The organism is Fibrobacter sp. (assembly GCA_024398965.1).
Classification (GTDB): Bacteria; Fibrobacterota; Fibrobacteria; order Fibrobacterales; family Fibrobacteraceae; genus Fibrobacter.
Map to the genome: position 1 here is coordinate 1 of JAKSIF010000029.1, position 14,907 is coordinate 14,907.

Here is a 14,907-nt window from a genome sequence, read left to right on the forward strand (position 1 = left end):
TCTTTATACATGAAAACCCCGAAAGTTGTGTCCAACTTTCGGGGTTCACATCATAGCCGAGGACTTTTTGTTTTTACATAATACATTGAATTAGAATCTTATTGTGTATCCGGCGCCCCAGAGAAGGCTTGGTACGTCGTGCTCCTTGAACAGATAGGCGGGAACACTAATTTGTGTGTAAAAACCGTAAAGGTGCGTCCAGATTTCCAGGGAGACGTCTAGATTTTCCTTGAAGTTGTATGGATATACGATAATTCCACCATTGGCCTGGTTGATTGCCTGGTGCATTTTGTTGGGGGCTTCCGCATACTCGTAACCTCCGCCGATGCCAACGTCAAAGTTGAAAGGCAGGTCTCCAAAGAAAGTCCAAAGTAGGGATCCTCGAATGCCGCACCAATAGTCGTTGGAACCATGGTGCATGCCAAGTCCTTGCAGGCGCAGTCCAAAGTCGTTGTAGCTGATGCCTGCAACAACGACGACCGGGGTTGTGTTGCGTGCGCCAAATCCGGCTTCGAATCGCCAGGGGCTTTCACTGGCGAAACAGGCGGTGGCAAAAGCCAACGCTACTAGAACACGTCTAAGACAGCAACAGGTCATGCCCTAAATATAGCATCGTGTGAATATTATCACTCAATACGGGGTTGACTGGTTAAGTCTATTTGACTGGATATTAAATATTCCTATCTTTCTATTAGATTTACAAACAGGCTGAACCCTGAACAAATAAAGGATATACTATGAAGGTAAAATCTCTTCTTATGGCTTGCGCCGCCGCTTGCGCATTTGCTGTTCCCGCTATGGCCGAAGGTGGCATGTTCGAAGGTGCCCTTCCCGAAAACTGGACCGCTGATGTAGTCGCTGGTGTTAAGTACAACTACTACAGCTTCAACAACTGGCAGCAGGACGGAACCTCCAACTACACTTGGCTGGTTACCTTTGATGCAGACGTCCAGGGCAAGTGGAAGATCGCTAACTGGCGTAACCTTGTTGATATCGACTTGGGACAGACCTGGACCGAAGGTCTTGGCAAGCGTAAGTCCTCTGACCGCCTGTTCTGGGAATCCATGCTGGACTTCAATATGACCGAAGTTCTCAAGCCTTACGTTGGCAACCGCTTCGAAACCCAGATGCTTCTGGGCTACGCCTATAGCGAAGACGAAGATGGCAACGAAGTCAAGAAGGATATCTCTAGCTTCATGGATCCTGCATACGAAACCCAGGTTGCTGGTCTTGCCTACATTCCTAACGACATCTTTAGCCAGCGTATTGGTTTTGCAAACCGTATGACCATTTCCAACGGTTACGGTTATGCCGACGATCCGGATACCGACAAGTTCGAAAAGCTGAAGGACGAACCGGGTCTGGAATCTGTTACCGAAGTTAAGTATTCCTTCTCTGACATCGTTAGCTTCCACAGCCGTCTGTGGGCTTTCGTCAACTTCGAAGGCGTCGAAGAAATTGATGGCAAGTGGGAAAACCTCCTGACCGTTAGCCTGGCTCCGGCTGTTGAACTCCAGGTTGGCTACGAAATGGCTTACGACATCGACCAGGATGAAGACGCTCAGTACAAGACCATGGTTCTCTTCGGTCTGACCTGGCGCATGTTCTAATATAGACCGCTCGGGCTGCACGTTAGTAAAAGAACCTACGCGTTGCCCTCGCTCTCAAAAAATGCCCGGCATACTAGCCGGGCATTTTGTTCACAAATGAAAAATCAACGGCTGGCGAAAACCAGCCGTTTTTCATTGAAAGAAGATGATCGTAACGTCCTATTCCTGAATGCTGAGCAGATTGTTTTCCCAGCATTCCTTCGCCTTGCGGAGCTTCGCCAGGGATTCCTCGTCGGCTCCGGAGGATTCCCGCAGTTCTACAAGCTTGCGGTATTCTTCCAGAAGGCTGGCTGCCTTGGGATAGTGGGGGAGAAGTGTCTCCAGATGATCCGTGATTGCCTGGTCCGAGTACAGCTGGGCGATTCCCTCGAGACTGCATTTGATGAAACGTTCCAGGTCTCCTAGTTGGAGGGCCGCTTGCCCCTCCGCAAATTCCAGTGGCTGGATTTGGTCTAGCCAGCGTGCCTCTTCGGCGAAAAGTTCATTGTCTTCTGCCAGGGCGTTTTGAGCCTTGCTCAGTTCCAACTGCCTCTTCATGAAGGGGCGGTAAGACTCCACCTCCAGGTCCAAGGAGGCCCGTTGGGCGAAATCCTTGAGGTTTTGTAGGTTGATTTCCGTAGGATTGTTCAGCAGGCACTCCTTGAGTACGGCCAGCTGGTCTTTCAGGGGTAGTTGTTTGAAACTTTCGTTGCGGGTGCTGGCTGCCTTGATCTTGAGCCAGATGACCCTCAACAGGATGAGCTCTATTATAATGGTAAATATGCTGGAGGCTGACATAGACCTATTATTTAGCATTTTTGACGGAATTTTGGGCGTAAAATCAATGTTTTGGGTCACGCAAATTTGGCAAAGGGCTTTTTTTACATAGTTTTTTCAAAAATAAAATTTCTTAAATAGCCCAAAATGGAGTATATTTAGCTTTGAATATTTATAACCTGTGCACAGGTGGAGATTGGTTTTTATGAAAAAGGATCGTTTTAAGCGTGTAGCTCTTTCTGCCGCGGTGGTTGGCTTGGCTGGGGTGGTGTCCGCCCAGGCTTTGCCCGCAGAAAATCAGAAGGAACTGGATATTGTTATTCGTGACTTCCCGGTAACCCATCCGGACTTTGAAAACTTCCAGGAAGAAGCTTACTATAGTAAGTTCTCCGGTAAGAATGGTGCCAACCCGAACTCCTGGATTGCTGGCTACGGCGATAACGTTGAATGGAATACCCGTCGTACTACTGAAGGCTATGCAAACTTCGGCTGCGGTAACACCCAGACCCCGCACCTTGGTATTGCCATTAGTGGCGTAGATTATCCTCATGATGTGGCCTCTTCCATTGGCGTGATGTCTACGACCCCCGAATACATTACCAACCTTGTGAATTCCAGCAGCTATGCCTGGTACGGCGAATTCAAGAACTGTGTTGCCGATCCTAAGCTGAACCCCCTTGGCCTTAAGGTGATGCGTGGCCTGGTTCAGGACCTTTGTACTGCCAATACCGCTAGCTGGGGTCTCAATACCGACGACCAGAGCAAGAAGTGCGGTGGCAAGATTTGTAGCGAACACAGCTGGTCCCAGATTGTGTACGTGACTCCGGGCATGGTGCAGCAGACACTTGAATTCCCTGCCGATCCGGATGCTGCCGACGACTATTTCCTGGATATGATTAATCCGGTTATCAAGAGAAACCGTTATGCTTGCGATAACCAGTATTTTGAACAGTGGTATTCCGATGTTCCGGGTGTGAACACTACAATCCAGGCAAACATGCTTTTGGATCAGGACCCGGCAGATCCCAAGTATTACGAAATCGACAAGAACTGGAACAACGGTGGTTACTTCCCCATGGACTCCATTTCCGAAGACGGAAACTTCCAGTGGTTGGGCTCCAAGAAGGATGGCCAGTTCGGTAACCAGATCGGTCCCCAGTCCCTGTCCATTTTCTGCCCTCCCTACGATTATCGTTACGCTTCCTCCCAGACCGACTTTAAGGGCGACAACACCGCTTCCCTCTGTAACGCATGGAAGACTGCCGGTGGTCCGAGAAATCCCAATGCTGCAGTAGCCGCTGCAGAAAAGGGAGGTCTCCTTGGTCTCCGTCACCTCCGTAATTACGGCTTTACCATGATGGGTTACGCCAAGTTCAAGTACAAGAAGGGCCAGAGCGAAGTCTTTAAGTTCACCGGTGACGATGACATGTGGATCTACGTTGACGGTGTGCTTGCTGTGGACCTTGGTGGTACTCACCTTGCTGCTGCCGGTACTGCTGACATGGACTACCTTTCCAGCATGGGCCATGGTTGCCGCCCCGGCGATCCTCTGGCAGTTGCCTGCGCCGATAAGCTTGATGCAGATGGTACCTGGAAGCACGACTCCTGGCATTATCTCCACTTCTTCTATGCTGACCGTCAGACCGATGGTTCCAACCTCCGTATCCGTAGCTCCCTTTCTGAACTTGCTCCCTCTCGTTTCGGTCAGCCGGCTGTGAACGACGTGACTGTCAAGGTTGACGAAAATGGTGTGCAGGTTACCAGCATGTTGCTGAACACCTCTCTCGATCCGACTGTTGTTCAGTCCATGGTTTCCAAGGGCGAACCTTCTATCCTGGTGATGCGTCAGGTTCCGGTGAAGGATGCTGCTGGCAATGTTCAGTATAACCCCGATGGTACCGTGCTTACCAAGACCGAAGTCTATGGTTACTACGTTAATAACATGCAGGAACCGGTGAACAAGGGTGCTGCAGGTATCCTTTACCAGATGTCCGGTGTTCTTATGGATGCTAGCGGTAATGTGATTGAATCCGGCATTCTTGGCTCTGACCAGATGGCATTCAACTTCCCCTTCGACGAAGGCATTGCCGGTGATGAATCTCTGAAGGCTGCCTACGTTGCTACCGTGGGTGTCGATGTTTGGAACGAATTGCTGGCTTGGAACAAGAAGACCAGCTTCCAGATTAAGTCTTCCTCTGGTAAGCCTGTGGCTGGTTTCCCGGATGCTCCTGCTGACTGGGCTTCTGTAATCTTTACCGCAGAACCGGTTATCGAAGTGGTTCCGCCTGATACAACCATTAACCGCCCGGACTTTAGCGAAAAGGCTAATGCTCTTACCGAAAAGGCTGGTAGCGATGGCCTCGACCTGAACGCTACTGCAGACCTGTTCTTTACCCCGCTTCCGGCTATTCCTGGTGCAGACCCGGGGACCCTTAGCGACGAAGACGTCAAGAAGTATTCTACTCCTGATGAAAACGGTGTCGTTCCTGGTGGTTCCGCAATGTCCGCAGGTCAGGCTACCGCTGCAGGTACCTGCTTCAGTGTTGGCGGCAAGGAAAGCTGCCCCAGCTGGTCTTTCGTAACCACAGGTCCTTTCCGCGCCAATATCCGCGTGTTTGACCACCTGGGTAACTTCGTCAGCCAGTACCAGCAGGTTGTGACCAAGGAACAGTTCGAAAAGGGACTTGGCCAGCAGACCGGTATTTGCAACGACGAATTTGGTAACTCCTATAACCTCTATGGTTCTTCTGGTGCAATGCTCGTAACCCTCAAGATGTATCCTGTTGCACAGAGCGGTCGTCTCCTTGCCACCGGCCCCTACATCTATCAGGTGACCATCGTTAAGGACGAATACAAGCACTGCTACATGGTGAACGGTTCTTCTCCGACCTTGATGACCGACCGTTACATCAGAACCTTCGAAACCTACCGTCGCGGCTATCGTCGCACTAAGTAAGCTTCAAGGGCGTATAAAATTAAGAACCCCGGCTATTTAGCCGGGGTTTTCTTGTATGATGGCAGACGCTTAGGTTACTTGTTCAAGTCCTTGTAAAGGGCTCTGATTGCGTTTCCGCGGTGGCTGATGACCTTCTTTTCTTCCAGCTCCATCTGGGCGAAAGTGCGGGTTTCTCCATTGGGAACGAACAGCGGGTCGTAGCCAAAGCCCATGTCGCCGACAGGAGCGTGGTTGATGGAGCCGCGGCATTCCCCTTCGTAGATTTTCGGGGCGGTTACGGTAAGCTTGCCGTCGGCAGCAGGAATGACCTGCTGGTAGGATAGGGCGCAGAAATAGCGGGCGGCACGGTCGGTAATGCCCTCGAGTTTGGCGAGAAGCTTGTTGTTGTTTGCGTCGTCATCGCCATGGCCTCCGGCATAGCGTGCGCTGTAAATGCCGGGTTCACTGTTGATGGCGAAGACTTCCAGGCCGGAGTCGTCGGCGAGGACTGTTGCCTCGATGCCGCGGTCGGCAAGCCATTGGGCGGTAACGCTGGACTTGATAATGGCGTTGGCAGCAAAGGAATCTCCGTCTTCGACAATGTCTCCATCAAAGCCGATGTCCTTAAGTGTCTTGAATTCGTAGTGCTCGGTTCCAAGAATGTGGGCGAAGTCTCGAATCTTGCCTGCGCTTCCGGTTGCGATAACAAACAGATGTTTCATGGTGCTTCTTCCAGAAATTGTTTAAATCCTTTCTGGTAAAAAATAGTTTTTTTGGAAAAAGCCAATAAATAAACTATTTTCCTTTTTGTGAAAACATCCCTCTGCAGACAGATTGCTTTTGTTGTGTCAACGGTTTTATTGACGCTGCTTTTGGGCTGTTCCGATGAAGGAAGCAGCTCTGCTGTGGAGGAAGAATCCTCGTCAAGCCAGGAGTTCTTGGATTCCAGTTCATCGTCAGAGAAACTTGATTCCTCGTCGTCAATCGGTTCCTCTGGGGAAGAGGTGTCCTCAAGCGAAGTCTCTTTGGATTCCTTGACTGGAATGGCCAAGGTTTTTGCTTCCGGCAAAAAGACATACCTAGGAACGGACGAGGAAAGCGCCAAGGCCTCGGACCGCCCGAAAATGGCGGTTACTTTCGACTATGATTTCTACATGGGTGTCCATGAGGTTACCTGCGGGGAATTCAACAAGCTGATGAAGAAGGAAACAGGCTTGCAGGATGAATGTGACAATGATTCTCTGCCGGTATCCAATGTTTCCTATTATGATGCTGTCCTTTATGCCAACGCCCGTAGTAAACAGGAAGGCCTTGATACCGCCTACACTTACACATCGGCAACCTTTGATGAAAAACATAATTGCACGGGACTTGGAAAACTGAATTTCTTGAATTCGGTAGAAGGTTTCCGCTTGCCCTCTGAAGCGGAATGGGTTTTTGTTGCGGGCCAGGAATGGAACGTATCCAATAGCTGGAATAACGGAAATTCTGACTATGAGCGACACAAGGTCTGTTCAAAAAAATCCGGAGGCCAGTCTTTCTGTGACTTTGCAGGAAACGTGATGGAATGGGTGAATGACTGGAAGGGTAGCTTACAGGATACATCTGTACAGAACTACATGGGTGCTCCGGATGGCGGCTCCTTTGGGGAACGCGTGGTAAAAGGCGGTAGCTTCAGGAATGACATTTCCTCCATCAATCTGTTTAGCCGTGGTGATGTCTACACGGTAACATCTGCAACCAAGGCTGGTTATGTTGGTTTCCGTCTTGCTCTTGGCAAGGTAAAGAAGGCCAGCTGGATGGATGGTAAAGGTAACGCAAGCACTAGCCGCACGCTTGTCAAGACGTCTGTGTCTGAAATGTCGTCTATGCTCGGAACCTATCATTCTAAGCTGGCCTTTAGAAATGACCTGACTGGGAATATCTCCTTTGTGGATTTTGCAGGAGGCAATCTTTCGGTAATTGAAATTCGAGATACCCTTGATTGCTATCATCCGGAGATTTCTCCAGATGGCAAGTGGGTTGCCTTTAGTACCAAGTATGAAGGCGAAAGCGGTCAGTCATCGCTATATGTAAGACATTTGGATTCCGCAGGAACAAACAGGGTGGGCCTTGATGTAGCAAGCGCCGCTATTCCTCGCTGGCGTGTATTGAATAATGGGGATACCGTTGTTGTATATGTTTCAGATGCCGGTAGCAATAAGGTGGAGGTATCCTTCAAGGAAAAGTCCACGTGGCTGGTAACCTTTGCCAACGGTAAATTTGGAACGCCTCAAAAAATTCTGGATGGTAGTTTCCATGGAGGCATTTCCAACGATAAGAAGTTTGCTGTAACAGGCTCGCCTCTTCTCCGAATCAGTCGTGAGGGAAAGGATTCAATACTGTATGATGGTGAACAGGCTTGTAATGTGTCCTTGGCGCCTTTTTCCAAGAAAACCTTGTTCCTTGATTTCGGTGGAAAACCGGGAAGGTCCTTTGTTGGTGAAAAATATGGTGTGCATCAGCGGTTGTTTATTGCGGATAGCAACGGAAAACTGATTCAAAGCGTTGGGTCTCCGCGAGGCTTTAGCTTTGATCATAGTGAATGGATCGTGGGGTATGAAAACGACAACTTTGCGGTGGTGTCCTTGTCTAACGTGAATGGCGCCCATTCTAAGATTGCATTGGTAAACTTGGCTGACAGTAGCATAGTGGAACTTGTGGATGGCGATGAACTATGGCACCCCAGCTTATGGGCGGAAAATCATAGCGATATAGAAGATGACGAAAAACTTGAGTTTGACCCGGATAGCGCTGGCGCCTATTTTAGGGAAGGTGGAGAATGGTTCCATGAGGTACTTCGTGCTAAAATGGGAATGTTCTGGGAATACAAGGATTCCATCGAAATTCTGGCTGTAGGAAGTTCCCGTATGGAAGACGGCCTTGTTTCCCGTGAGATAACTTCGGGTTTTTGCCTGAATATGGGGCATCCTGCAAATGACATGAATGCCTCTGTGTATGTAACGCGTAATTATGGATTTAATCACCTGTCCAAGATAAAGGCTGTAGTGATTTCGCTGGATTTTGATCTATGGCAGAATTTAACAGGTTATACAGAGCTTGTCTTTGGAGGTATGCCTGGATACAATTATGATTCCAATCATGGTTTCTGGAAAGATGGTTTGCCCAAGGGCTTTGTCAAGGCGGTGTCGAATGCCTATCCTGCATCTCCCAGCACAATGGAAATATATGCAAGTTCCCTAGGGTATAAAAGGAATGGAGCGGAATCCTGGGGGACTCCCTTGGTTGAAATGGATTCCTCCTGGGCGGAAAAGGATCCTGTCCTTATTGAATGGCAGTTTATTTTGCTGGAGGATTTCTTAAGGGCTGCTGCAGAACGGAATGTCATTGTAGTGGGTGTTGTGTTCCCGCAGAATCCGGAGTATGCAAGTACCGGCTCGTGGGGGCGCTATGGACCGACCCGCTCAACAGTTGTTCATGTTATGGAAAGGCTTGACGCCTTGACTGGCAAATACGGTAATTTTGCTGTTTTGGATGAAAATGAGATGGGAGCCCATGATTATGATGAAACCATGGCCCTCAATACGGATCATCTGTCTTATGAGGGGGCCACAAGGCTCACTGCCAAGGTGGATTCCCTGTTGCATAAATTGCTGGATTAGTATTTTTCGGGCTTCATGACGATGAGGATTGCATCAATGACGATGCCCACGCCACAAAGGCCGCCTGTGCAGAGCCAAAGAATGCCTGTCCAGATTTTGCCCTCGTAAAAGCGATGAATGCCAAGGTATCCAAGAAGGATACAAAGGGCCAAAGCGATCCATTTATTGTGTTCACCAACTGCAGGCATAGACGCCTCCTTTATTCTACAATATAAAAAGTTTGCGTTTGTGAAACACTTTGTTTAGCCTTTTTTGTTACCGGGAAATAGAAGTTTTTATATTCTTGTGGTGAATATGAAAAAGTTTAAGGCGAATTATTTTAAGATTGGATCGGCTTTTGCCGCATCAGTCCTTTCCCTTGGTTTATTGGCTTGTGCCGGTAGCAGTAATAGTGAGAATTCGGGGGCTGTTCCTCCGGCTGTCGCGGAAATGCGTGCTGCAAACGCAGTTCCCGCGGATATGCCTCGGTATGAGGCACCGTCTGCCCCGGTGACCATTTTTGAATTGAAGGCCGTTGATAAGAATAAGCAGGTCCGTGTGGTGGATAAGCCGACACTTGCCGCCCTGGATTTTGCAGCCTATTATTTCAACCCCATACGCATGGCGGGCAAGGATGAAACTCCGGAAAATTATGCCGGGAAAATGAAGGATGCTAAACTTGCTCAGTATCCTTTCGCCATGCTGGATTCCTTGACGGAATATGAACCCAAGGCTGTCGCGAGATTGCATCCCGTGGCATGGGAACCCTTCTCAAAGGTTCTTTATGCTCAGACGGGGTCAGATTCTTTGGCGACTTTGATCAATAGCGTAGAGGCAGTAAAGTGGGATGAACCGGAGGTGTTCCGCAGTTTCCAAAATGTAACCCGTTTGTGGGGCGTTCCGTCCAGCAATCCCAAAGCCGGTTCTAATGCTATTGACTGGTGGGTGGAAGTTCTTCCTGCGCAATGGACTGGTCGCAATGTCTTTTACGGAAAGCTTCGATTGACATCAACCGGAGAAACCGCAGAAATATTGAATTTCTACTTGACGGGGGAGATGAACTTGGATGAAGCCCAGAACTGGGCTAGGACACTATCCTCATACTGGTATCCTACTTTGAACACGGACTTGGAGCCCCATACAGCGGGAGCCCCCTGGGAAGGTAACAAGCCTTTTGCTGTGATGCGTGGAAATCCCATGGGCGAACCAATGTGGATTGCGTTCGAGGTTCCTGAGTTCCGAATGAGCGAGGAGGCCTTGAGAGCCAAGGCTGTGGCGGATTCCCTTGCCGCCAATGGCGAGGTTGTTCCTGTGGATCGTCATCTTGATACAAGTTCCACCTTCCGCCTGGAAACGTTGAAATCGCTGGAGGGATCTTGCCCGTCCAATGACGCTACGGTAAAGTTCCAGAAGGAGTTGGCCACACGCATGGCTAAGCTTCCAAAGGAACAGAATGCCTGGTCTGAAAATGGAATGCTTTGGTTCCGCCGTAATGCCAACTACCTGCTGGCAGACAAGATCAGCGGTCAGGACAGCCTTCATAATCCGCTGCCCCGCATGCTGGAACTGAAGCAGTATCTGGATTCTATCGGAGTGCAGCTGCTTGTGGTTCCTGTTCCTGTGAAGGAAGAAATCTATGCGGAAAAAATGGTGCCGGGAACAGCTTCTGACTTGTGCGTAGCTACTGCCGGGCATGAATTCGTCCGTGAAATGCTTGCCGCGGGAATTGATGTGCTGGATGTATATCCGGCGCTGATGGCTGCCAAGGCAGGCGATGAAGGAACTCGTTACAGCTACCAGCGTTACGATACCCACTGGGCGTTGCCTGGCATGCTTGCTGCCATGGAACAGCTGGCCAGCCGCGTGACGCAGTATTCCTGGTATGAGGAGTCCGGAGCACAGCCCGGTAGCCTGAACCTTCAGGAAACGAAGACTCTGCGTGAAGGCGACCTGGTTGCCCATTTGCCGGATGCTGAAAAGTCGAAGTATCCTGCGGATACCCTCGATGTGATGAAGGTTTACAAGGGTACCGAAGCCTACAAGGGTGGCAAGAATGCTCCGATCCTCCTGATGGGTGATTCCTTTACAGGCGTGTTTGAAAGCGTTGACCAGAAAAGCGGTGGCCCTGGCTCCTTGCTGGCTTATGCTACAGGCCTTGACGTACAGGTTGTTACTAGCTGGGGCGGCGGCCCTGGCGTTCGCAGCCGTATGATGAAGATGAAAAAGGACATGCAGAGCAAGCGCCTGGTTATCTATATGATGACCGCAAGAGATTTCTGGCAGTCTCCCATGGAATGGGATGCTCTTCGCTAGATTATGGCTTGAGGCTTCTCCACTTACAAAATGAAACTGTTGAAAAAGCTTGTTCCCGTAGTATTGTTCCTCATGGCAGTGGGGGCGCTGTATGCCTTATGGGGTGGCTTTGGTGGCAAGGTCAGTTATCGTGACATGGCCTGTGGTTTTGAGGAACGTCCCTTGAATTGCCTTGATTCCATTGACGAATGGAATAGGGGACTTGTCTTTTATGATTCTACGTTGTCTGTAACAAATGATACTTTGGGGGCGTTGAAGTCTCTTTTATGGGAATTCTGGAATATTGAATTTGCTGGCGCAGGGGAGGCCGCCGTTTCGCGGGAATCCATTTTACCCTTGCAGGTCTTGCAAACGAAAAAGTCTGGCTGCATGGGGCTTTCCTGGCTTGCCATGATGGTTGCTGAATCTCGAGGCATTGCCCTAAATACAGTTCTACTTCCGGGACATGTATTTTTACGGTATGGCGGCAATGGTGATTCGAAAGAATCCATAAATTTGGAACCCAATCGTCGGGGACATTCTTACAAAGATGAGGAATACCGCCAAAAGTACGAAAATGGTCCTTGGACCGGGATGGAATTTAAGCCTTTGACTTCTGCACAATTTATGGGCTTGGCTGCCTTTGACATAGGAAATCTGTACTTGGATTCTGACGTTCGAAAGGCCTTGACCTGGTATCGTGTTGCCGAGGATTTCTTTCCTGAATATCCGGGGATTTCTACCAACCAGAAGATTGCGAAAAGTCGTTTGCCAGATCGTTTGTAATGGCCTTGAATGCTGAATAATTCTATCTTTTGAAAGAGTGTTCAGTAGGAGAAAAATTGGGCTATTCCTGTTTAAAAAAATCGCTTGCCGTAAGTGTTTTTTTTGCATTCTTGACGGCATGTGGAGACGATAAAAGTTCTTCTTCAAATGGAGAAGAACTTTACAGTTCGTCTGCTCTTACTGAAGATACAAAGTCGTCTTCATCTAGGGAACTTGATTCCGTAGAAATGATTCCAGGATTTGCTTTTGTAGAATCGCAGGGCAAGAGTGTAAAGCTAGGAACATTCAATGAAAATGCCAAAGCCATTGAACGCCCCCAGATGCAGGTGGATTTTAGTTACGATTTTTATCTAGGTGTTCATGAGGTGTCTTGCGGAGAGTACCGGGATCTATCCCAGGCAGAAAACGTGGACGGTTGTGAAAACGATTCTCTTCCTGTAACGAACATTTCTTTTTATGATGCGGTTCTCTTTGCCAATGCCTATAGCAAAAAGCTCAAACTTGATACCGTGTATTCCTACACTTCTGCGAAGTATGATCAGGAGGGGCATTGTACCTCGTTAGAAGATTTCTCTTTCCGTAATGAGGCTATAGGCGTTCGCTTGCCTACGGAAGCCGAATGGACCTATGTTGCCCAGGGCCATTGGAATCCCTCCGATGGATGGACTTTGGAAAACTCAAAGAATGTACGACACAAGATATGTACTGCACAGGATGTGTCTGACTCGTCAAATGTTTTCTGCGACATGGCCGGCAATGTAATGGAGTGGATGAATGATTGGTTAGGCTCCTTTAAGGAAACCTCGGTTACCAATTATGCAGGAGCTCCGGATGGAGGCAACCTTGGTCAAAGAGTTGTAAAGGGAGGAAGTTTCCGCAATCCTTCGGATGCGATTAATCTATTCAATCGTGGAGATGTTTATGCGGTTGTATCGTCCTCTAGGGCTGATTATGTGGGCTTTCGTTTGGCCATAGGTGCAATTCCCGATGCTGTTTGGATTGGGGCCGATGGCCAGGCTGTTAACTACAGAATTACTCCTGTAGCAAGTGGTTCGGAGGTAAAGAACCTGACGAAGGCTTATTCTGCAAAGTTAGCCTTTCGTAATGATGTTACCGGAAATTTGGCTTTTATAGATTATCAGGACGGGACTCCTACTGTTATTGAAATCAGGGATACCATTGATTCCTACCATCCGGAAATTTCGCCGGATGGCCGTTATGTCGCATTCTGTACAGGGCTAGAAGGCGTTGGGACCAGTTCAAAAATTTACGTAAGACACCTGGATGAAAAGGGTAGCGGCTTAATTGTTCTTGATGTGAAAGGTGCCGCGATACCTCGTTGGCGGATTACAGAAAAAGGCGATACGGTCATAGTCTTTGTGTCAAGTGCAGGGAATAATGAAAATGAGAGTTCCTTCCTGGAACAGTCCACTTGGATGGTTTCTTTTGAAGGGGGTAAATTCGGATCGCCTCAAAAGCTGTTCGAGGGGGCTTATCACGGGGGCGTTGACCTGGAACGGAATATTGCAGTAACGGGGGCTCGTCGCTTGCGTGCCTATAGAAATGGCTCTCATGAGGTTTGGTATAATGGGGAACAGGCATGCAATGTTTCTTTATCCCAAGATGGCTTGAACCAAACCTTGTTCCTTGATTTTGCGGGAAAGACGGGCCGAGACTTTGTAGGGAAATCCTACCGAACGCACGAACGCTTGTTTATTGCGGATAGCACAGGAAAATTGGTGCAGTCGATTTCTGCACCTTCAGCCTTGACTTTTGATCATTCTGAGTGGGTTTCTCGCGGAGATAATGCTGTAGCGACCTTGGTCAATTCTGAAGGCGCTCACGAACGGATTGTTCTGGTGAATTCTGAGAATGGTTCCATTACAACTCTTGTTCTGGGTGATGAATTGTGGCATCCCAATCTTTGGGTGGAACCGATTGATACCGTTGCAGAACATGCTGCCGCATTCCGGGATAGCGCAGGTGTCTATTATTCAAGTATTTCAGCTAGCCATCATCTTTCTTATAGGATGGAGATGCTGTGGAGAATGGCAGATATGCTTGAAATAGTTGGCCTTGGAAATTCCCACATGGCTGCAAGTTTTTGTGCGTCAAGAATGAAAATGCAATCCTTGAATGCGGCAACCATGCCAAGCGATATGCATGTGAATTTATTCCTTTTCAAGAATTATCTAGTTCGCTTTTGCCCCAAGCTGAAATATGTGATTCTAGGATTGGACTTTGATTTGTGGGATGCTAAGGACGCAAACCGAGATATTGACTTGAACATTGGAGACGCTCCTGGATTTGCCTATGACGCAAATCATGGCTACTGGTCAGAAGGGGTTTCTGAGGAATTCCTTGAAAAAGTCAAGACTTCCGTGGTGAAGGATGGAATCTACAATAGCATTCAGTCATCAAAGGGTTTTGTCCATCAAAATTACTACATAGGCTGGTCTGTAGGCGACGATCATTCTGTGGAAATTCTCAGTGATTCCACATGGAGCGATGATCCCTTAACTTACGAAGATGATTTGGCTGCACTGGATGAATTTATCCAGATTGCCAAGGAACATCACATTACTGTAATTGGCTCGGTGACTCCAATCAGCCCCTATTATCAAAATACGGGAGCCTATAGTCGACATGGAATGAGAAGATCCTGCGCCTATAAGATTTATGATCGTATCAAGGTCCAGGCAGATTCCACAGAAAACTTTATTCTGTTTGATGAAAACCATTTTGGAAACCATGATTACGGGGATGACCTGTCCCATGATTATGATCACTTGAATACGATGGGCGCCGTGAAGTTTACGTCTCGTCTGGATTCACTAATTCAGACTTTGGAAGGCCGCATTTCTGCGGAAGAGAGGTGACATTTGAA

At 48.5% G+C, this 14,907-nt stretch carries 10 protein-coding genes; 6 read left to right on the plus strand and 4 right to left on the minus strand.

Going from position 1 to position 14,907, the window contains the following annotated elements; genetic code table 11:
* Positions 1–90: 90 nt before the first annotated feature.
* Positions 91–597: a hypothetical protein gene (locus MJZ26_10860; GenBank protein MCQ2106279.1), complete on the minus strand. Its 507-nt coding sequence runs from the start codon at positions 595–597 to the stop codon at positions 91–93.
* A gap of 140 nt (positions 598–737) precedes the next feature.
* Here MJZ26_10860 and MJZ26_10865 point away from each other — a divergent pair, with 140 nt between their 5' ends.
* Positions 738–1,610: a DUF3078 domain-containing protein gene (locus tag MJZ26_10865; protein MCQ2106280.1), complete on the plus strand. Its 873-nt coding sequence runs from the start codon at positions 738–740 to the stop codon at positions 1,608–1,610.
* Between the two features lie 159 nt (positions 1,611–1,769).
* On the opposite strand, the gene MJZ26_10870 is transcribed toward MJZ26_10865, so the two are convergent.
* Complete coding sequence (locus MJZ26_10870) at positions 1,770–2,387, minus strand: hypothetical protein (protein ID MCQ2106281.1); 618 nt, start codon at positions 2,385–2,387, stop codon at positions 1,770–1,772.
* Positions 2,388–2,571: 184 nt separating this feature from the next.
* Here MJZ26_10870 and MJZ26_10875 point away from each other — a divergent pair, with 184 nt between their 5' ends.
* Positions 2,572–5,322 carry a fibro-slime domain-containing protein gene (locus MJZ26_10875; protein ID MCQ2106282.1) on the plus strand — a complete coding sequence of 917 codons (2,751 nt, stop codon included), beginning with the start codon at positions 2,572–2,574 and terminating at the stop codon, positions 5,320–5,322.
* Positions 5,323–5,396: 74 nt separating this feature from the next.
* Here MJZ26_10875 and rdgB read toward each other — a convergent pair whose 3' ends face one another.
* Entirely contained in the window at positions 5,397–6,023 is a 627-nt protein-coding gene (rdgB, locus tag MJZ26_10880; GenBank protein MCQ2106283.1) for an RdgB/HAM1 family non-canonical purine NTP pyrophosphatase, read from the minus strand.
* A 123-nt stretch (positions 6,024–6,146) separates the two neighbouring features.
* On the opposite strand from rdgB, the gene MJZ26_10885 reads away from it, so the two are divergent.
* Entirely contained in the window at positions 6,147–8,963 is a 2,817-nt protein-coding gene (locus MJZ26_10885) for a TIGR02171 family protein (protein MCQ2106284.1), read from the plus strand.
* On the opposite strand, the gene MJZ26_10890 is transcribed toward MJZ26_10885, so the two are convergent.
* The gene (locus tag MJZ26_10890; GenBank protein ID MCQ2106285.1) at positions 8,960–9,151 is read right to left on the minus strand and encodes a TM2 domain-containing protein; all 192 of its coding nucleotides are present in this window, start codon (positions 9,149–9,151) and stop codon (positions 8,960–8,962) included. The genes MJZ26_10885 and MJZ26_10890 overlap by 4 nt on opposite strands.
* A 106-nt stretch (positions 9,152–9,257) precedes the next feature.
* On the opposite strand from MJZ26_10890, the gene MJZ26_10895 reads away from it, so the two are divergent.
* Genes MJZ26_10895 through MJZ26_10905 form a run of 3 tightly spaced genes read left to right on the plus strand, consistent with a single transcriptional unit; the run spans position 9,258 to position 14,899 of the window.
* A complete protein-coding gene (locus MJZ26_10895; protein ID MCQ2106286.1) occupies positions 9,258–11,255 on the plus strand; it encodes a hypothetical protein in 1,998 nt (665 codons plus the stop codon).
* Positions 11,256–11,285: 30 nt separating this feature from the next.
* Positions 11,286–12,020, plus strand: coding sequence for a hypothetical protein (locus tag MJZ26_10900; GenBank protein MCQ2106287.1), 735 nt, complete (start codon positions 11,286–11,288; stop codon positions 12,018–12,020).
* A gap of 56 nt (positions 12,021–12,076) precedes the next feature.
* Positions 12,077–14,899 (plus strand): TIGR02171 family protein, encoded by a 2,823-nt coding sequence (locus tag MJZ26_10905; protein MCQ2106288.1) that lies wholly within the window; start codon positions 12,077–12,079, stop codon positions 14,897–14,899.
* Positions 14,900–14,907 lie beyond the last annotated feature (8 nt).